Source organism: Ramlibacter algicola (assembly GCF_016641735.1).
Classification (GTDB): Bacteria; Pseudomonadota; Gammaproteobacteria; order Burkholderiales; family Burkholderiaceae_C; genus Ramlibacter; species Ramlibacter algicola.
In genome coordinates, this window is sequence record NZ_JAEDAO010000001.1 from 3,324,283 (window position 1) to 3,341,988 (window position 17,706).

General features: G+C 68.9%; 16 protein-coding genes and 1 other RNA gene. 6 read left to right on the plus strand and 11 right to left on the minus strand.

Features of this window, described 5'->3' with window-relative positions; all coding sequences use genetic code 11:
• Positions 1-87: 87 nt before the first annotated feature.
• The 5 genes from I8E28_RS16240 to I8E28_RS16260 are packed head-to-tail and all read right to left on the minus strand — an operon-like array spanning position 88 to position 4,426.
• A complete protein-coding gene (locus I8E28_RS16240) occupies positions 88-909 on the minus strand; it encodes a competence/damage-inducible protein A (protein ID WP_200789155.1) in 822 nt (273 codons plus the stop codon).
• Entirely contained in the window at positions 893-1,732 is an 840-nt protein-coding gene (locus I8E28_RS16245) for an EI24 domain-containing protein (RefSeq protein WP_200789156.1), read from the minus strand. Before I8E28_RS16245 ends, I8E28_RS16240 begins: the two co-directional genes overlap by 17 nt.
• A gap of 6 nt (positions 1,733-1,738) precedes the next feature.
• Positions 1,739-2,695, minus strand: coding sequence for a sterol desaturase family protein (locus tag I8E28_RS16250; RefSeq protein WP_200789157.1), 957 nt, complete (start codon positions 2,693-2,695; stop codon positions 1,739-1,741).
• Positions 2,692-3,513, minus strand: coding sequence for a polysaccharide deacetylase family protein (locus I8E28_RS16255; protein WP_200789158.1), 822 nt, complete (start codon positions 3,511-3,513; stop codon positions 2,692-2,694). The genes I8E28_RS16250 and I8E28_RS16255 overlap by 4 nt, the downstream gene beginning before the upstream one ends.
• Positions 3,479-4,426, minus strand: coding sequence for a YncE family protein (locus I8E28_RS16260; RefSeq protein WP_338050826.1), 948 nt, complete (start codon positions 4,424-4,426; stop codon positions 3,479-3,481). Before I8E28_RS16260 ends, I8E28_RS16255 begins: the two co-directional genes overlap by 35 nt.
• 101 nt (positions 4,427-4,527) lie before the next feature.
• Here I8E28_RS16260 and I8E28_RS16265 point away from each other — a divergent pair, with 101 nt between their 5' ends.
• The gene (locus I8E28_RS16265) at positions 4,528-5,295 is read left to right on the plus strand and encodes an alpha/beta fold hydrolase (RefSeq protein ID WP_200789160.1); all 768 of its coding nucleotides are present in this window, start codon (positions 4,528-4,530) and stop codon (positions 5,293-5,295) included.
• On the opposite strand, the gene I8E28_RS16270 is transcribed toward I8E28_RS16265, so the two are convergent.
• From I8E28_RS16270 to ompA, 6 genes are all read right to left on the minus strand, one after another.
• Complete coding sequence (locus tag I8E28_RS16270) at positions 5,268-6,014, minus strand: pseudouridine synthase (RefSeq protein ID WP_200789161.1); 747 nt, start codon at positions 6,012-6,014, stop codon at positions 5,268-5,270. The genes I8E28_RS16265 and I8E28_RS16270 overlap by 28 nt on opposite strands.
• Positions 6,015-6,043: 29 nt before the next feature.
• The gene (locus I8E28_RS16275) at positions 6,044-6,232 is read right to left on the minus strand and encodes a hypothetical protein (protein ID WP_200789162.1); all 189 of its coding nucleotides are present in this window, start codon (positions 6,230-6,232) and stop codon (positions 6,044-6,046) included.
• 157 nt (positions 6,233-6,389) lie between these two features.
• Positions 6,390-6,762, minus strand: a transfer-messenger RNA (tmRNA) gene (gene ssrA, locus I8E28_RS16280).
• 13 nt (positions 6,763-6,775) lie between these two features.
• On the minus strand, positions 6,776-7,450 hold the full coding sequence (gene gph, locus I8E28_RS16285) for a phosphoglycolate phosphatase (protein ID WP_200789163.1): 675 nt from the start codon (positions 7,448-7,450) through the stop codon (positions 6,776-6,778).
• A gap of 1 nt (position 7,451) precedes the next feature.
• Positions 7,452-8,162 carry a bifunctional 2-polyprenyl-6-hydroxyphenol methylase/3-demethylubiquinol 3-O-methyltransferase UbiG gene (gene ubiG / locus I8E28_RS16290; protein WP_200789164.1) on the minus strand — a complete coding sequence of 237 codons (711 nt, stop codon included), beginning with the start codon at positions 8,160-8,162 and terminating at the stop codon, positions 7,452-7,454.
• Positions 8,163-8,259: 97 nt separating this feature from the next.
• Positions 8,260-8,961, minus strand: coding sequence for an outer membrane protein OmpA (gene ompA / locus I8E28_RS16295; protein WP_200789165.1), 702 nt, complete (start codon positions 8,959-8,961; stop codon positions 8,260-8,262).
• Positions 8,962-9,196: 235 nt separating this feature from the next.
• On the opposite strand from ompA, the gene gyrA reads away from it, so the two are divergent.
• The 5 genes from gyrA (at position 9,197) to rpsA (ending at position 17,665) form a co-directional block, all read left to right on the plus strand.
• Entirely contained in the window at positions 9,197-11,833 is a 2,637-nt protein-coding gene (gene gyrA, locus I8E28_RS16300; RefSeq protein ID WP_200789166.1) for a DNA gyrase subunit A, read from the plus strand.
• Positions 11,834-11,837: 4 nt separating this feature from the next.
• Positions 11,838-12,920 (plus strand): prephenate dehydratase, encoded by a 1,083-nt coding sequence (gene pheA, locus I8E28_RS16305; RefSeq protein WP_200789167.1) that lies wholly within the window; start codon positions 11,838-11,840, stop codon positions 12,918-12,920.
• 29 nt (positions 12,921-12,949) lie between these two features.
• On the plus strand, positions 12,950-13,822 hold the full coding sequence (locus tag I8E28_RS16310) for a prephenate dehydrogenase (RefSeq protein WP_200789168.1): 873 nt from the start codon (positions 12,950-12,952) through the stop codon (positions 13,820-13,822).
• Positions 13,823-13,828: 6 nt separating this feature from the next.
• Positions 13,829-15,829, plus strand: a complete 2,001-nt coding sequence (locus I8E28_RS16315) for a bifunctional 3-phosphoshikimate 1-carboxyvinyltransferase/cytidylate kinase (protein ID WP_200789169.1) — start codon at positions 13,829-13,831, stop codon at positions 15,827-15,829.
• A gap of 159 nt (positions 15,830-15,988) precedes the next feature.
• Positions 15,989-17,665: a 30S ribosomal protein S1 gene (gene rpsA, locus I8E28_RS16320; protein ID WP_200789170.1), complete on the plus strand. Its 1,677-nt coding sequence runs from the start codon at positions 15,989-15,991 to the stop codon at positions 17,663-17,665.
• The last annotated feature ends 41 nt before the right edge of the window (positions 17,666-17,706 follow it).

Here is a 17,706-nt window from a genome sequence, read left to right on the forward strand (position 1 = left end):
GGGATGGCGGCGGCCATTCCCCATCGGGACGCTGTCAGCAACGGATGAGCGGAAGCACCGCTTTGGTGCCCTTTCAGCTTCGCACCATCATTGTGCGCTGTCGCCACGCACCAGCTCGGGGCCCAGCTTGGCACCCAGGCCCTTCAGGCCCGCGACGAGGTCGGCGTAGGCTGGGGCGACGGGCCCCGGGGCGCCCTTGACGCCCAGGTCGATGTGACGCCCGTACTGGGGATGGTCCACGCTGGGCAGGCTGAACACCTTCACCTGCGGGTGCGCGCGCTCGATCTCCTCCATCAGCGGCGTGAGCGCGGCTTCCATGGCGCCGAAGACGATGACCGACCGTTCGACATAGGCGCCGCGCCGGAACAGGTGCGAGTACTGGCCGTCGAGCACCCACTCGATCATCGGCCAGGCCATGACCGGGAACCCGGGCACGAAGTGCACGTCGCCGACGCTGAAGCCGGGAATCTTGTTGTACGGGTTCGGGATGATCAGCGCGCCCCGAGGGAACACGCCCATGTTCAGGCGGTGCACGTTGTCGGCGCGATCGGGTTCATAGGGCGTGCCCTGTTCTCGCGCGACGTCCTGCATGCGCTCCCGGATCAGGGCCTCGGCCTCGGGATGCAGCTGCAGCGGGACATCCAGCGCGCGGGCCGCGCACTGCCGCGTGTGGTCGTCGGGCGTGGCGCCGATGCCGCCACAGGAGAACGTCACGCCGCCGCCGGCGAACGCCCGCTTCAGGGTCGCCGTGATCCGGTCCGGGTCGTCGCCGACGTACTCGGCCCAGGACAACTGCAGGCCGCGCGCGGAGAGCAGCTCGATGACCTTCGGGAGGTGCTTGTCGGCGCGCTTTCCGGAGAGGATCTCGTCGCCGACGATGACGAGGCCGAAGTCAGGACCTTGGGGCATCCGGCAATGCTACCGGCCCGGGCGGCGCCGATTCGGCCCGCAACTGCTCGAGCGCGGCCAGGCAGTAGTGGCCGAACCAGAGCGACGAGAAGGCGAACACGAGCGTGTAGATCCAGATGGCGACCGGCACCAGGATCACGAACGCGGCGGCGAACAGCACGCCCGAGACCCACACCACGCTGGGCGCCGCACCGAGCAGCCCCGTCACGACGCCGATGGCCAGCAAGGGCAGCCGGTGGCGGCGGAAGACGGTGCGGCGCTCTTCCCGGCTGGCGTGTTCGGCCATGGCATCGAACGCCATCACGCGGTAGGTCAGCCAGCCCCAGATCAGCGGCGGCAGCAGCAGGATCAGGGGCGGGACCAGCCAGAGCGGCATGGTGACGATCAGCGCGACCAGCGCCAGGAGCGTCGAACCGAGCGACCACAGGACGCTGGTCGCCAGCGACGCGCCGCGCCGCTTCTCCAGGTGCGGGAAGCGGCGGTCCGCGACGAGGCTCACGACCGCGGGCGTCATGAACACCGCGACCACGAACAGCGAGACGACCACGATCGCCGGAGTCGCCAGCGCGATGACGACCAGGGGCGCGATGACGGTGCGCAAGCCGCCCATTCCCATGGTGCCCAGCCATTCGCCGATGGCAGACAGCATCGAGGACGTCTCGATCCAGCGGAACACGCCGTCGACCGCCGGCGCCCAGAAGAAGTAGCCGAGCACCAGCGCCATCGCGACGACCACGGCGAGGGGCAGGAAGGACAGCCCGATGACGCGCGGATGCAGGCAGTAGGCAATGGCGCGCCAGAACGAATCGGCGAACAGGCGCATCGGATCTCAGCCGCGCCCGGCGAGGCGCTTGAGCCCCAGCCACTGCTGCGACCAGAAGCCGCGGCCGTAGTCGCGGCCCTGTTCCACCTGGTCGCGGATGCCGGTCGACGTCGGCTGGTGGTCGAAGTCGGCGGTGCCGAACAGCATGTCCCACCAGGGCAGCAGCACGCCGAAGTTGTGGCCACCGAGGGTGCCGCGGCCGCGCCGCTCATGGCCGATGCCGATGCTGTGGTGCACGCGGTGGTAGCGCGGGCTGATCCACAGCCGCTCGCCGAGGCGGCCGAAGGACAAGCGCAGGTTGGCGTGCTGCAGGCTTTCGCTCAGCTGGGTGAAGGCGACGATCGCGACGAACTGGCCGGGCGGCACGCCGACCACCTGCGCGAGGATGACCAGCAGCGTGTCGCGCAGCACGTCGTCGAGCAGGTGGTTGCGGTTGTCGCTCCACATCGTCATCTGCTGCTGCGAGTGGTGCAGCGCATGGAGGCTCCACCACCAGCGGAACGCGTGCTGGCCACGGTGGATCCAGTAGTCGGCGAAGTCGAACACCACCAGGTACAGCGCGAACGCCACCAGCGCGTTGTCCGTGACGCCCGGCCACACGTTGTCCAGGTGCCATCCGCCGATGCCCCAGACGTGCAGCGTGCCGACGGCCCCGTCGAACACGGGCTGCAGCGTGAAGAACAGCGCGACGCGGAACAGGCCCAGGCGGTGGACCAGCGTGTAGAGCACGTCGGTGCGCACCGCGCCGCGGTCGGTGATCGGCTGCGCGGGCCGCCAGCGCTGCAGCGGCGCGATGACCAGCAGCATGGCGGCGATCTGCAGCAGGCCGACGAGCAGCCAGCCGGTGGCCGCGTAGCCGTCCTCCAGCAGGTTGCCCAGTCCGAGCGCGAACATCGACGGCTGCACGGCCGCCTCGAACAGCCATTGCTGCGCGGCGCCGAAGGCGGTGTCGATCCAGTTCATCGGGTCCTTGCGTGGCGGGCGATCCAGCCGGCGTAACGCGGATGATCGCGCAACGTGCGGAAGGCGAACCCTCGCTGCTTCAGGCCGGTGACCAGGGGCTCCAGCACCGCCGGCGCCCACGGATCCTTGCGCGACCAGATGCCCAGGTGGGCCAGCAGGATATCGCCGGCCCGCACGTTGCGCAGGGCGCGCGCCAGCAACTGGTCATTGGACACCGATTCGCTGGGAAGTTCATCACCGAGGAAGCCCGCAGGCGACCAGCCGACGTGTTCCCAGCCGCACCCGCGCGCGGCGGCGAGGAGCCGCGGCGAGGTCTTGCCGCCGGGAGCGCGGAACAGGGGGAGCGAAGGCTTGCCGGTGACCACGTCCAGCCGCCGCGCGCCTCGCTCGATCTCGGCGCAGTACTGCGCAGCGTCCAAGGTGAGGTCCTGCCCTTCCCGCGGTCCCGCGGACGGCCGGATGCGAAAGCGTCCATCCGGCAGGTCGGCACGCCAGTACGCGTGGTCGTAGGTGTGCGACGCGAACTCGTGGCCCTCCGCCGCGCGCGCCTTCCACCATGGTGCCCAGTGGTCGCCCAGGCTGCCGTCGCCCTCCTTCGTGCGCTCGTGCGCGCCGAAGAACGTGACCGGCACCTGGTGGCGCGCCAGCACGTCGGCGACGAGGCCGGCCACGCCCATGTGGCCGGTGTCGAAGGTCAGGTAGAGCGGCTGCGAGCGGTCCTGCGCCTTCGACCAGGCCGGTGCGAGGGCGGCGCAGGCGACTGCGGCGGCGAACCGGCGCCGGTCAACGCGGCGCGTGGTCGAGGGTCCAGACGCCATGGGGGGACTTGCCGACCGCCACCTGCCGGACCACCTTGCGGGCGTCGGTGTCGATCACGGTGAGCTTGCGCGCCCAGCGCGACGTGACCATCAGCATCTTGCCGCCGGCGAACACGTCGATGCAGTCCGGGCCACCCGGCGCGGGGTAGCTCTCGACGACCTGCAGCGAGTGCAGGTCGATCTTGCTGATGGTGTTGGCGACGCGGTTGCTGACGAACACGTGGCGCTTGTCGCCGGCGGCGCGGAACGCATGGGCGCCGTCGCCGGTCTTGATGCGGCGCAGCGGCCGCGGCAGCGACCCGGAGACGTCGAACACCTCCACGCCGTCGCCTCCCGTGAGGCCGACCAGCAGCGTGCGGTCGTCCGCGGTGCCGTAGACGTCCGCCGGCATGGGGCCGGTCTTCACCCGCCACTTCAGCGCCTGGGTCGCCAGGTCGATGGCGACGAGCTCGTCGCTGTCCTGCATGCTCACGTAGGCGGTGGTGCTGCGGGTGTCGATCCAGATGTGGCTGGGCGTCTTGCCGGTGGGCACGCGCGCGGCCAGTTGCAGGTTCGCGCCGTCCCAGCGGTACACGTCGACATGGTTCAGCCGGTTGGCGGCCGTCACGAACCACTTCATGTCGGGCGAGAACCGCAGCTGGTACGGGTCGAGCGTGCCGCGCACGACGCGCTGGATCTCCGCCGTCCTCGGGTCGATGAACGTCAGCGAGTCGCTCAGCGAATTGGCGACGATCAGCGACTTCTCGTCGGGGGTCAGGTACAGGTGGTGCGGCTCCTTGCCGGTGGGCAGGCGGCGCACTTCCTTCCAGGACAGCGGGTCGATGATGCTCACGCTCGCGTCGAGCGAATTGAGCACGAAGATGGGGGCGGGCTGGGCTGCGGCACCCGCCGCGGCGAGCAGCCAGGCGGCCACGGCGACGGCGCAGGAACGCAAGGACGAAACGATCACGAAAGGCTTCCGGGGCAACCCGCAAGTGTAGTGCCCGGTCCCCTCGCCTCTCGTAACATCGTTCGATGGCGTTGATCGAAGTCAATGGGATCCGGCTCGAGGTGGAACGCCTCTTGCCAGGGGGTGCGGCGAAGGCGCCGCTGGTGTTCCTGCACGAAGGCCTCGGGTCGGTCGCGATGTGGAGAGATTGGCCTGCGCGTGCCTGCGCCGCCACAGGCCGGCCGGGCATCGTCTACTCGCGGCGCGGCTACGGCGCGTCCGACCCGATCCCCGACGTGCGCGGCGCGGGCCGGCACGGGCCCGACTACATGCACAAGGAGGCGTTCGAGACGCTTCCCGCACTGCTGTCGCAACTGGGACTGCAGGCGCCCGTGCTGGTCGGCCACTCGGACGGCGGCACGATCGCGCTGCTCCATGCGAGCCGGCATCCCGTCGCGGCCTGCGTGGTGATGGCGCCCCACGTCATCGTGGAGGATGTCTCGGTGCGCTCGATCGAGCAGGCGCGCGATGCCTATGCGCAGGGCCTGCGCGAACGGCTCGCGCGCTACCACCAGGACGTGGACAACGCCTTCTGGCAGTGGAACGACGTCTGGCTGGGCGAGGCGTTCCGCGCCTTCGACATCCGGCCCGACTGCCGCCGCATCACGGCCCCGGTGCTCGCGATCCAGGGCGTCGACGATCCGTACGGCACGCTGCGCCAGGTCGAGGAGATCGCGCCGACCGCGGGGCGGTTCGAACTGGACGTCCTCGAGGCCTGCGGCCACTCGCCGCACAAGGACCAGCCCGAGCGGGTGCTCGCGCTCCTTCAGGCGTTCCTGGCCACGGTCGACTGACCCAGCGCGGCGCGTTCCTCGCCGGTCAGCCAGCGCCACTGGCCGGACGGCAGTTCCGGCGACAACGCCAGCCCGCCGATGCGAGACCGGTGCAGCGCCTCGACGCGGTTGCCCACGGCCGCCACCATGCGCTTGACCTGGTGGTACTTGCCTTCGGTGAGCGTCAGCCGCAGGTGCGTCGGCGCGTCGCTCTCGCACGCGGCGGCACGCACCGGTTTCGGATCGTCATCGAGCACGACGCCGTCCAGCAGCCGCTGGATCGCGCGCGGCTCGAGGGGATGGCGCAACGTGACCTCATAGACCTTGGGCACGTGGTGCTTCGGCGAGCTCACGCGATGGATGAACGCGCCGTCGTCGCTGAGCAGCAGCAAACCGGTGGTGTCCTGGTCCAGGCGGCCGATCGGCTGCACGCCCGGGCGGCTGCCGCCGGCGGGCCGCTGGCGCAGCGGCGCGGGCAGCAAGGTCATGATCGACGGCCACGCGGACGGGCGCGTCGAGCACTCGTAGCCGGCCGGCTTGTGCAGCAGCACGTACGCCTTCTCGTGGAAGGTCCAGTCCTGGCCCTGCACGCGAAAGCGCAGGCCGTCGACGGCCTCGACGTCCTCGAAAGGATCGTCGCAGGCGCGGCCCTCGACGCTGACCAGGCCCTGCTCCACCAGGCCGGCACACACCCGCCGGGTGCCGAAGCCCTGGCTGAACAGCAGTTGCTGCAATTGCATGGCCGCATTGTCGCGGCCAGGCGGCCCGGTCAGCCGCGTGGGTGCTGGCGAGGCCCGCGCTGTCCGCGCGGTGCATCGTCCTGCCACTGTGACTTGCGCGTTTTCAGGACCGGCACGCGGTGCACGCGGCGGTCGTCGTCGTCCGCCAGGTCGAACGCCGCGTAGACCGTGTTGCGGTCGCGGCGGGTGCCGATCTGCTTCTGCGGGGATTGGTGCATGACTCGTCCTTGCAGTCTCGCTTGTCGCGGCACTGGGTCGCCGCGAAGCCAATCTAGGAACGGCCCCCGCGGTTGCGTGTAGGACGTGGCCGCTTGCATGTAGGACGCAGCGCGGGCCAAAAGAAAGGCCGCCTTGTCGGCGGCCTTCGAGGGAAAGTGGTGGAGCTGGCGGGAATTGAACCCGCGTCCGCAAGCCTTCTCCGCATAGATCTACATGCTTAGCGCTCTGGTTTGGATCTCGCCGCCGGTATCGCGCAGACGCACGCTACACCAGCCGCCAGTGCCCTATTGTCTCGTCGCGGTCCAAGGCACCCGGACTGCGACCAGCCTATGAAAATTCCCTCACAGCCGGGAGCTTGCGCCCCTTGCCCAGCCCATAGGCCGACTGTTGTGAGGCTCACCGGTGTTTAAGCGGCGAGTGCGAAACGTTCGTCGTTTGCAGTTAGTTTGTTTCAGCGGATTAACGAGGTGACTGAACCTCGGCATGCCCTGCTGCGTGTCCGAACCCACGTCGAAACCAGTGCAGCCCCAGGAGCACGTATTTTAGGCTGCATCGGCCCGATTCAAGAGCGCGAGCAATTCAAGCGGGTCGGCGATGTGGGCATCGGCCTTCCACTCGCGCACGTCATGGGTGCTGCCGAGGTAGCCGTAGGTCGCGGCGACAGTGGGCATGCCCGCCGCCTTGCCGGCCACGATGTCCCGTTCGTCATCGCCCACGTACACGCAATGGCGCGGCTGCAGGCCGAGCAGCCGCGCGGCTTCGAGCAACGGCGCGGGATGCGGCTTGGGATGCGGCGTGCTGTCCCCGCCCACCACGGCCCCCGCGGTCGCGAACAGCGGCATGGCGGCCGTCAGCGGACCGGTGAATCGCATCGACTTGTTCGTCACGACGCCCCATCCCAGGCCGCGCTCCCGCAATGCTTCCACCAGCTTCGCGATGCCGGGAAAGGCCTGCGTGGTGCGCGTCATGCGCTGCTCGTAGTTGCGGAAGAATTCCTCGCGCAGGTCCTGGAACCCGGGCGCGTCGGGCGTGATGCCGAACGCGACGCCGAGCATGCCGCGCGCACCGGCGCCGCACATCGGCCGATAGGCATCCAGCGGCAGCGACGGCAGGCCGCGCGCCACCCGCATCTGGTCCGCGGCCGCGCCGAGGTCCGGCGCACTGTCGATCAAGGTGCCGTCGAGGTCGAACAGCACCGCACGCACGTCGTTGAACACGTCAGGGTTTCCGGGTCGCGACGAGGTAGTTCACCGACGTGTCGTCGCTGAGCCAGTACCGGCCGCTGAAGGGGTTGTACTTGAGGCCGCGCGTCGCCTGCCAATCCAGGGTCGCTGCGCGGCAGGCGGAGGCCAGTTCGGCGGGGCGGATGAACTTCATGTACTCGTGCGTGCCGCGCGGCAGCAGGCCCAGCACGTACTCCGCGCCGACGATCGCCTGCAGGAACGACTTGGGATTGCGGTGGATGGTGGAGAAGAACACCCAGCCCCCGGGCTTCACCAGCGTCGCGCACGCGCGCACGACCGACGACGGGTCCGGCACGTGCTCGAGCATCTCCATGCACGTGACCACGTCGTAGGCGCCTGGCTGTTCCGCCGCCAGCGCTTCGACCGCGACCTCGCGGTACTGCACGTTGGGCGTGCCGGCCTCCAGCGCATGCAATTGCGCGACGCGCAGCGCCTTCTTCGCGAGGTCGATCCCCAGCACCTGGGCGCCGCGGCGCGCCATCGAGTCGGCCAGGATGCCGCCGCCGCAACCGACGTCCAGCACCTGCTTGCCGGCCAGCGGCGCCATCGATTCGATCCAGCCCAGCCGCAACGGGTTGATCTCGTGCAGCGGCCGGAATTCGCTGGCGGTGTCCCACCAGCGGTGGGCGAGTTCGGAGAACTTGGCCAGCTCGGCCGGGTCGGCGTTGACGCTGCTGTGTGTCATGGACGCGGATTGTCGCCCGCGACGCGCCGTCGCAAGGGCGTCCGGGCAATGAAAAAGGCCCCGCGTCGCGGGGCCTTGGTCGTGATCGCGGGAGCGATCAGCGGTTGGCGCGGGTGCCGACCACTTCGATTTCCACGCGGCGGTTCTTCGCGCGGCCTTCGGCGGTCTTGTTGTCGGCGACGGGCTGCTTCTCGCCCTTGCCTTCGGTGTACACGCGGTTCTTCTCGATGCCCTTGGAGACCAGGTAGGCCTTCACGGCTTCGGCGCGACGCACCGACAGCTTCTGGTTGTACGAGTCACCGCCCACGGAGTCGGTGTGGCCGACGGCGATGATGACTTCCAGGTTGATGTCCTTGACCTTGCCGACCAGGTCGTCCAGCTTCGCCTTGCCGTCCGGCTTCAGCACGGCCTTGTCGAAGTCGAAGAAGGCGTCGGCGGCGTAGGTCACCTTGGTGGCGGCCGGCGGCGGCTGCGTCGGGCGCGGCGTCGGGGCGGCGGTGGGAGCGACCGGCGCGGCGGTCGGGGCAGCCGTCGGGGCAGCGGTGGGCTGCAGGGCCCCGTCGCAACCGAGGGCAGCGGTGGCGGGGGTCCAGTTGGCGTCGCGCCAGCACAGTTCGTTGGTGCCGTTCTTCCAGACGTACTCGCCCGTGCCGTTTTGCCAGTTGTCGATCTGGTTGCCGCCATTGGCAGCGGTCGGCTTGGCCGGCATTCCGCCATGCTGCATCGCGAACGCGGTGCCAGTGGCGGTCGACATCGCGGCAGCGGCGAACAGCAACGCCACGTCGTTCAGTTTCTTCATGGTTCTCCTCTTGAGGGGAAAAAGCCGCAGCCGCGCTGCGAGATAGCTACGTTTCGGGTGACCATTCACCAAAACCGTCCGGTCGATTGTGCCACACGTCCTTACACAATCAACGTAGGCCCCCCGACGGGTCCGTAGGACGCAACCTCAATCCCGGCCTTCTGTTGCACGCCCGCGACAGCGTTGTGCGAACGGTAAAATCACCCGTTTACGTCCCGCCGCCAGCTCCTCCCGCATGACCCAATTCGCGAAAGAAACATTGCCCGTCAGCCTCGAGGAGGAGATGCGGCGGAGCTACCTCGATTACGCCATGAGCGTGATCGTGGGGCGTGCGCTGCCGGACGCGCGCGACGGCCTCAAGCCGGTGCATCGCCGCGTGCTGTACGCGATGCACGAGCTGAACAACGACTGGAACCGCCCGTACAAGAAGTCGGCGCGCATCGTCGGCGACGTGATCGGCAAGTACCACCCGCACGGCGACCAGTCGGTGTACGACACGATCGTGCGCCTGGCGCAGGACTTCTCGATGCGCCACATGCTGGTGGACGGCCAGGGCAACTTCGGCTCCGTCGACGGCGACAACGCGGCGGCCATGCGGTACACGGAAATCCGCCTGGCCAAGATCGCGCACGAGATGCTCGCCGACATCGACAAGGAGACAGTCGATTTCGGTCCCAACTACGACGGCAGCGAGAAGGAACCGCTGGTCCTCCCGAGCAAGCTGCCCAACCTGCTGGTCAACGGGTCGGGCGGCATCGCGGTGGGCATGGCCACCAACATCCCCCCGCACAACCTCAACGAGGTCGTCGACGCCTGCCTGCACCTGCTGAAGAACCCCGAGGCGTCGATCGACGAACTGATGGAGATCATCCCGGCGCCGGACTTCCCGACGGCGGGGATCATCTACGGCATCAACGGCGTCAAGGAGGGCTACCGCACCGGCCGTGGCCGCGTCGTGATGCGCGCCAAGTGCCACTTCGAGGACATCGACCGCGGCCAGCGCCAGGCGATCATCGTCGACGAGCTCCCCTACCAGGTCAACAAGAAGACGCTGCAGGAGCGGATGGCCGAGCTGGTCAACGAGAAGAAGATCGAGGGCATCAGCCACATCCAGGACGAGAGCGACAAGTCCGGCATGCGGCTGGTCATCGAGCTCAAGCGCGGCGAGGTGCCCGAGGTCGTCCTGAACAACCTCTACAAGCAGACGCAGCTGCAGGACACCTTCGGCATCAACATGGTGGCGCTGATCGACGGCCAGCCCCGCCTGTGCAACCTGAAGGACCTGGTCGAGGTCTTCCTGCAGCACCGCCGCGAAGTGGTCACGCGCAGGACCGTGTTCAACCTGCGCAAGGCCCGCGAGCGCGGCCACGTGCTGGAAGGCCTGGCCGTCGCGCTGGCCAACATCGACGAGTTCATCCGCATCATCCGCGAATCGGCGACGCCGCCAGTGGCGAAGGCCGAGCTGATGACGCGCAGCTGGGACAGCGCCCTGGTGCGCGAGATGCTCACCCGCGCCAAGGCCGACGGGGGCGTCATCAATGCCGACGACTACCGGCCCGAAGGGCTCGATCGCGAGTACGGGATGGGCCGGGACGGCCTGTACCACCTCTCGGACACGCAGGCCCAGGAAATCCTGCAGATGCGCCTGCAGCGACTGACCGGCCTGGAGCAGGACAAGATCGTCGCCGAGTACAAGGAAGTGATGGCGGAGATCGACGACCTGCTGGACATCCTGGCCAAGCCCGAGCGCGTGTCCACCATCATCGGCGACGAACTCGGCGCGCTGAAGCACGAGTTCGGCCAGACCAAGGTCGGCGCCCGCCGCAGCGTCGTCGAGCACAACGCGCAGGACCTCGCGACCGAGGACCTGATCACGCCCACCGACATGGTCGTGACGCTTTCGCACCTGGGCTACGTCAAGAGCCAGCCGCTGTCGGAATACCGCGCGCAGAAGCGCGGCGGCCGCGGCAAGCAGGCGACCGCGACCAAGGAAGACGATTGGGTCGACCAGCTGTTCATCGCGAACACGCACGACTGGATGCTGTGCTTCTCCAACCGGGGCCGCCTGTACTGGCTCAAGGTGTGGGAAGTGCCGTCGGGCTCGCGCGGCTCGCGCGGCCGGCCGATCGTCAACATGTTCCCGCTGGCCGAGGGCGAGAAGATCAACGTGGTGCTGCCGCTGACGGGCGAGTTCCGCAGCTTCCCGGCCGACCACTACGTGTTCATGGCGACGTCCATGGGCACGGTGAAGAAGACAACGCTCGACGAGTTCAGCAACCCGCGCCGGGGCGGCATCATCGCCGTGAACCTCGACGATGGCGACTTCCTGATCGGCGCGGCGCTCACCGACGGCAAGCACGACGTGATGCTGTTCTCCGACGGTGGCAAGGCCGTGCGCTTCCACGAGGAAGACGTCCGGCCGCTGGGCCGCGCGGCGCGCGGCGTGCGCGGCATGGCGCTGGACGCGGGGCAGAGCGTGATCGCGATGCTGGTGGCGGAGGACGAGACCCAGAGCGTGCTGACCGCCACCGAGAACGGCTACGGCAAGCGCACGCCGATCGGCGAGTACACGCGCCATGGCCGCGGCACCAAGGGGATGATCGCCATCCAGCAGAGCGAGCGCAACGGCAAGGTCGTCGCCGCCACGCTGGTGCATGCGGACGACGAGATCATGCTGATCACCGACAAGGGCGTCCTCGTGCGCACCCGTGTCGCGGAGATCCGCGAACTCGGCCGCGCGACGCAGGGCGTCACCCTGATCGGCCTGGACGAAGGGTCCAAGCTCAGCGGCCTGCAGCGCATCGTCGAGAACGACGCGCAAGCCGCCGAGGGCGACCCCGACGCGACCGCTCCCGGCAACGGCGAAGCCTGAGGCCATGGCCCGCACCCTGGCCCAGCTGCGCGCGGACATCGACGCCGTCGACCGCGAGCTGCTGGCGCTGCTGAACAAGCGTGCCACCTTCGCCAACGAGGTCGGCGAGATCAAGCGGGCCGAGGGCTCGCCCGTGTTCCGGCCCGAGCGCGAGGCGCAGGTCATCAACGGCCTGCAGGCCGCCAACGCCGGCCCGCTGAAGGCGGACAACGTCGCGACGATCTGGCGCGAGATCATGTCGGCGTGCCGGGCGCTCGAGGCGCCGCAGCGTGTCGCCTACCTCGGCCCCGCGGGCACGTTCAGCGAGCAGGCGGCCGTGCAGTTCTTCGGCTCCAGCATCGAGCACGTGCCCTGCGTGAGCTTCGACGAGGTGTTCCAGGCCGCCAGCGCCGGCACCGCCGACTTCGGCGTCGTGCCGGTGGAGAACAGCACCGAGGGCGTGGTCACGCGCTCGCTGGACCTGCTGCTCACCTCGCCGCTGCACATCGTGGGCGAGATCAGCCTGCTGGTGCGCCACCACCTGCTGCGCAAGGACCGGTCGCTGGAAGGCATCCAAGCGGTGCTCGCGCATCCGCAGGCGCTGGCGCAGTGCCAGGGCTGGCTGTCCAAGCACCTGCCCGAGGTGGAGCGGCGCGCCGTCGCCAGCAACGCCGAAGGCGCGCGCCTGGCCGCGCAGCATCCCGAGTGGGCCGCCATCGCCGGCGAACGCGCCGGCAGCGAGTTCGGCCTCCACATCGCCGCCCACGCCATCCAGGACGACGCGTTCAACCGCACGCGCTTCGCCGTGCTGTGCCTGCCGCAGGTGCTCGCCGCGCCGCAGGCTTCGGGGCGCGATTGCGTCAGCCTCGTCGTGTCGGTGCCGAACCGCCCCGGCGCCGTGCACGACCTGCTGGTGCCGCTGAAGCAGCACGGCGTCTCCATGACCCGCTTCGAATCCCGCCCGGCGAAGTCCGGACAGTGGGAATACTTCTTCTTCATCGACGTGCAGGGCCACCCCTCGCAGCCCCACGTCGCCGCCGCGCTGGCGGACCTGCAGCGCCTCGCCGCTTTCTACAAGCTGCTGGGCACGTACCCTGCAGGCGACTGAACGACAACGACGACAACGGAGACCAGGTGATGTTCGAGCAGTTGGGTCTGATCGGCTGCGGCCTCATGGGCGGGTCGTTCGCGCTCGCCCTCAAGCGGGCGGGCCTGGTGAAACGGGTCGTGGGCTACAGCAAGTCGCCGTCCACCACCGAGCGCGCACGCCAGATGGGCGTCATCGACGTCGAGGCGCCGTCGGCCCTGCTGGCCGTGTCGGGCGCCGACATCGTGCTGCTCGCCGTGCCGGTCGCCGCCACCGAAGCCACGCTGAAAGCCATCCGCCACCTGGTCAGCAAGGACATGCTGATCATGGACGTGGGCTCGACCAAGCGCGACGTCATCGACGCCGGCCGCCGCGTGCTGCGCGACCACGTCGGGTCCTTCGTGCCCTGCCATCCGATCGCCGGCAAGGAAGTCTCGGGCGTCGAAAACGCCGACGTCGACCTCTACGTCGGCAAGCAGGTGATCGTCACGCCGATCGACCGCACGCAGCCCGAGCAGCTGCAGCGCGCCGTCGACGTCTGGCAGAAGCTGCAGTGCAACGTGGTGCAGATGGCGCCCGAGGCGCACGACGCCGCGTTCGCCGCCGTCAGCCACCTGCCGCACCTGATCGCGTTCGCGCTCGTCAATGGCATCGCATCGCAGACGCGCGCCGAGGACTTCCTGACCCTCGCCGGGCCGGGCTTCCGCGACTTCACGCGCATCGCGGCCAGCGAGCCCAAGATGTGGCGCGACATCCTGCTGGCCAACCGGCAGGAACTGCTCGAGCAATCGCAGGTCTTCCAGCGCACCCTGAAGGCGATGGAAGCGATGATCGAGGCCGGCAACGCCGACGCGCTCGAAGGCTTCATCACCCAGGCCAGCCAGCTGCGCGCGAACTGGCGGATGGGACCGAAGAAGGGCTGAGGGCCGATGTACACCACCGCCTTCCTCGACCTGCCCGCGTTCGAGGCGGCGGCGGGCGAGGTCCGGCTGCCCGGATCCAAGAGCATCTCCAACCGCGTGCTGCTGCTGGCCGCGCTGTGCGACGGCCGCACGGTGCTGCACGACCTGCTGGACTCGGACGACACGCGCGTGATGCTCGATGCGCTGCGCGCGCTCGGCTGCGGCGTGCACGTGGAAGGCACGACCGCCACCATCGACGGTTTCGGCTCGCGCGGCCCCGGCCCCAAGGCCGACCTGTTCCTCGGCAACGCGGGCACCGCGATGCGGCCGCTGGCGGCGGTGCTCGCCGTGCTCGGTGGCGACTACACCTTGCGCGGCGTCCCTCGCATGCACGAGCGCCCGATCGGCGACCTGGTCGACGCGTTGCGCGCCCTGGGCTGCACGATCGAGGACCTGGGCCAGCCCGGCTATCCGCCGCTGCGCATCGGCTGTCCCACGTTGCGCCTGGACGCACCGATCCGCGTGCGCGGCGACGTGTCCAGCCAGTTCCTCACCGCCCTCCTCCTCGCCCTCCCGCTGGTGGCACGCACCGATGTCGTCGTCGACGTCGACGGGGAGCTGATCTCCAAGCCGTACGTCGAGATCACGCTGAACCTGCTGGCGCGCTTCGGCGTGCTGGTCCGGCGCGAGGGCTGGCAACGGTTCACCATTCCCGCCGGCAGCCGCTACGTCTCACCGGGCATGCTGCATGTCGAGGCCGACGCTTCCTCGGCCAGCTACTTCGCTGCGCTCGGCGCCATCGCTGCCGATCCAGCCCGTCCCTTGCGCCTGCTGGGCGTGGGCGAGGCTTCGATGCAGGGCGACATCCGCTTCCTCGACGCGCTGCGTGCCATGGGCGGCCACGTCGCCGCCGGCCCCAACCACGTCGACGTGTCTCGAGGCACGTGGCCGCTGCGCGCGATCGACCTCGATTGCAACCACATCCCCGACGCCGCGATGACGCTGGCCGTGCTGGCGCTGTTCGCGGACGGCCCGAGCACGCTGCGCAACATCGCCAGCTGGCGCGTGAAGGAAACCGACCGCATCGCGGCCATGGCCACCGAGCTGCGCAAGCTGGGCGCGCGCGTCGAGGAAGGCGCCGACTTCCTGCGCGTCACGCCGCCCGCCGACTGGCGCGCCGCGAGCATCCAGACCTACGACGACCACCGCGTGGCCATGTGCTTCTCGCTGGCCGCGCGCAATGCCCAAGGCGTGCCCGTGCGCATCCTCGACCCGCAGTGCGTGGGCAAGACCTTCCCCGATTACTTCGAGACGCTGTTTTCCGTGCTGCAAGTGCCCGCCCCCCACGTGCCCGTCATCTGCATCGACGGCCCGACGGCGTCCGGCAAGGGCACGCTGGCCTCCGAAACCGCGCGGCGGCTGGGCTACCACTACCTCGACTCTGGCGCCCTGTACCGCATCACGGCACTGGCCGCCCTGCGCGCCGGACTGGCGCTGGAACCCGAGCACGAGCAGCGCATCGCCCGCCTCGCCCGGGACCTGCCGATCCGCTTCGTCGACGGCACCGTCCTGCTGGCCGGCGAGGACATCGGCGAGGCAATCCGCTCCGAGGATGCCGGCATGAACGCGTCGAAAGTCTCGGCCCTGCCCGCCGTCCGCTCGGCGCTGGTCGCCCTGCAGCAGGGCTTCCGCACCCTCCCCGGCCTGGTGGCCGACGGCCGCGACATGGGGACCGTGATCTTCCGCGACGCCCCGCTCAAGGTGTTCCTCACGGCCAGCGCCGCCAGGCGGGCCGAGAGGCGGCATAAGCAATTGATTTCAAAGGGTGTTTCCGTTACAATCGACACCCTTCGCGCCGACCTCGAGGCCCGCGACGCACGCGATACGCAGCGCGCCGTGGCTCCCCTGAAGCCGGCGCAGGACGCCCTCCTGCTGGACAACTCGGACCAAACGATCGAGCAATCGGTCGCCCAGGTGCTCGCATGGTGGGACGAGCGGCAGCCGTTCGCGGCGGCCGTGAAGCAGTAGGAGCCCCTGGCTCACAGGCCCGCAACGCCCCCTCCGCGCGACAGCGCACTGGCGGTGCGGATCCGAAACCAACCGCGGCGCATGCCGCACCCGCAGTCCCAGTCCTAGAAACATCGGCAATGGTGCCGGTGGAAACCTGGCGACTTGCAAGGAACCTGAATGTCTGAATCTTTTGCCGCCCTGTTCGAGGAATCGCTCCAACGCGCCGAGATGCGCCAGGGCGAGGTGATCACCGCCGAGGTGGTCCGCATCGAGCACAACTTCGTCGTCGTGAACGCCGGCCTCAAGTCCGAGGCGTACGTGCCGGTCGACGAGTTCAAGAACGACAAGGGCGAAACCGAAGTCCAGGTCGGTGACTTCGTGTCGGTGGCCATCGACGCCATCGAGAACGGCTACGGCGACACCATCCTGTCGCGCGACAAGGCCAAGCGCCTGGCCTCGTGGATGGCCCTGGAAAAGGCCCTCGAGTCCGGCGAATTCGTGACCGGTACCACGACCGGCAAGGTCAAGGGCGGCCTCACGGTGCTCGTGAACGGCATCCGCGCCTTCCTGCCCGGCTCGCTGATCGACACCCGCCCGATCAAGGACCTGACCCCCTACGAGGGCAAGACCCTCGAGTTCAAGGTCATCAAGCTGGATCGCAAGCGCAACAACGTCGTGCTGTCGCGCCGCGCCGTCGTCGAAGCGTCGATGGGCGAAGAGCGCGCCAAGCTGATGGAGACCCTGAAGGAAGGCTCCATCGTCCGCGGCGTCGTCAAGAACATCACCGAGTACGGCGCGTTCGTCGACCTCGGCGGCATCGACGGCCTGCTGCACATCACCGACATGGCCTGGCGCCGCGTGCGCCACCCGTCCGAGGTGGTGCAGGCCGGCCAGGAAATCACGGCCAAGATCCTCAAGTTCGACACCGAGAAGAACCGCGTCTCGCTGGGCCTCAAGCAGATGGGCGACGACCCCTGGATGGGCGTCTCGCGCCGCTACCCGCAGGGCACGCGCATGTTCGGCAAGGTCACGAACATCGCCGACTACGGCGCGTTCGTCGAGCTCGAGCCGGGCATCGAAGGCCTGGTGCACGTCTCCGAGATGGACTGGACCAACAAGAACGTGGCCCCGTCCAAGGTCGTGTCCCTGGGCGACGAAGTCGAAGTCATGGTCCTCGAGATCGACGAAGACAAGCGCCGCATCTCGCTGGGCATGAAGCAGTGCAAGGCCAACCCGTGGCAGGAATTCGCGCAGAACACCAAGCGCGGCGACCGCGTCAAGGGCCCGATCAAGTCGATCACCGACTTCGGCATCTTCGTCGGCCTGGCTGCCGGCATCGACGGCCTGGTGCACCTGTCCGACCTGTCCTGGAACGAGACCGGCGAAGCCGCCGTGCGCAACTTCAAGAAGGGCCAGGAAGTCGAGGCGATCGTGCTGGCCGTCGACGTCGACCGCGAGCGCATCAGCCTGGGCGTCAAGCAGCTGGACCAGGACCCGTTCACGACCTTCGTGTCGGTGAACGACAAGGGCTCCATCGTGTCGGGCACGGTCAAGACCGTCGACGCCAAGGGCGCCGAGATCGACCTGGGCCAGGACATCATGGGCTACCTGCGTGCCTCCGAGATCAGCCGTGACCGCGTCGAAGACGCGCGCAACGTGCTCAAGGAAGGCGACGAAGTCAGCGCCGTGGTCGTCAACGTGGATCGCAAGACCCGCAACATCCAGCTGTCCGTCAAGGCCAAGGACATGGCCGACGAGCAGGGTGCGATGGCCAACCTGTCCCAGCAGTCCACCCGCGAAACCGCGGGCACGACCAACCTGGGCGCGCTGCTGAAGGCGAAGCTGGAGAAGTAAGTGCCTTGCGGGACAGGCCACGCCGGCGGGCGAAGACCCGC

What these genes read in the sequence shown, in the direction of transcription:
- I8E28_RS16240 (WP_200789155.1), bottom strand. Translation starts at nt 909, where the DNA reads ATGCCCCAAGGTCCTGACTTCGGCCTCGTCATCGTCGGCGACGAGATC.
- I8E28_RS16245 (WP_200789156.1), bottom strand. Translation starts at nt 1,732, where the DNA reads ATGCGCCTGTTCGCCGATTCGTTCTGGCGCGCCATTGCCTACTGCCTG.
- I8E28_RS16250 (WP_200789157.1), bottom strand. Translation starts at nt 2,695, where the DNA reads ATGAACTGGATCGACACCGCCTTCGGCGCCGCGCAGCAATGGCTGTTC.
- I8E28_RS16255 (WP_200789158.1), bottom strand. Translation starts at nt 3,513, where the DNA reads ATGGCGTCTGGACCCTCGACCACGCGCCGCGTTGACCGGCGCCGGTTC.
- I8E28_RS16265 (WP_200789160.1), top strand. Translation starts at nt 4,528, where the DNA reads ATGGCGTTGATCGAAGTCAATGGGATCCGGCTCGAGGTGGAACGCCTC.
- I8E28_RS16270 (WP_200789161.1), bottom strand. Translation starts at nt 6,014, where the DNA reads ATGCAATTGCAGCAACTGCTGTTCAGCCAGGGCTTCGGCACCCGGCGG.
- I8E28_RS16275 (WP_200789162.1), bottom strand. Translation starts at nt 6,232, where the DNA reads ATGCACCAATCCCCGCAGAAGCAGATCGGCACCCGCCGCGACCGCAAC.
- ubiG (WP_200789164.1), bottom strand. Translation starts at nt 8,162, where the DNA reads ATGACACACAGCAGCGTCAACGCCGACCCGGCCGAGCTGGCCAAGTTC.
- ompA (WP_200789165.1), bottom strand. Translation starts at nt 8,961, where the DNA reads ATGAAGAAACTGAACGACGTGGCGTTGCTGTTCGCCGCTGCCGCGATG.
- gyrA (WP_200789166.1), top strand. Translation starts at nt 9,197, where the DNA reads ATGACCCAATTCGCGAAAGAAACATTGCCCGTCAGCCTCGAGGAGGAG.
- pheA (WP_200789167.1), top strand. Translation starts at nt 11,838, where the DNA reads ATGGCCCGCACCCTGGCCCAGCTGCGCGCGGACATCGACGCCGTCGAC.
- I8E28_RS16310 (WP_200789168.1), top strand. Translation starts at nt 12,950, where the DNA reads ATGTTCGAGCAGTTGGGTCTGATCGGCTGCGGCCTCATGGGCGGGTCG.
- I8E28_RS16315 (WP_200789169.1), top strand. Translation starts at nt 13,829, where the DNA reads ATGTACACCACCGCCTTCCTCGACCTGCCCGCGTTCGAGGCGGCGGCG.
- rpsA (WP_200789170.1), top strand. Translation starts at nt 15,989, where the DNA reads ATGTCTGAATCTTTTGCCGCCCTGTTCGAGGAATCGCTCCAACGCGCC.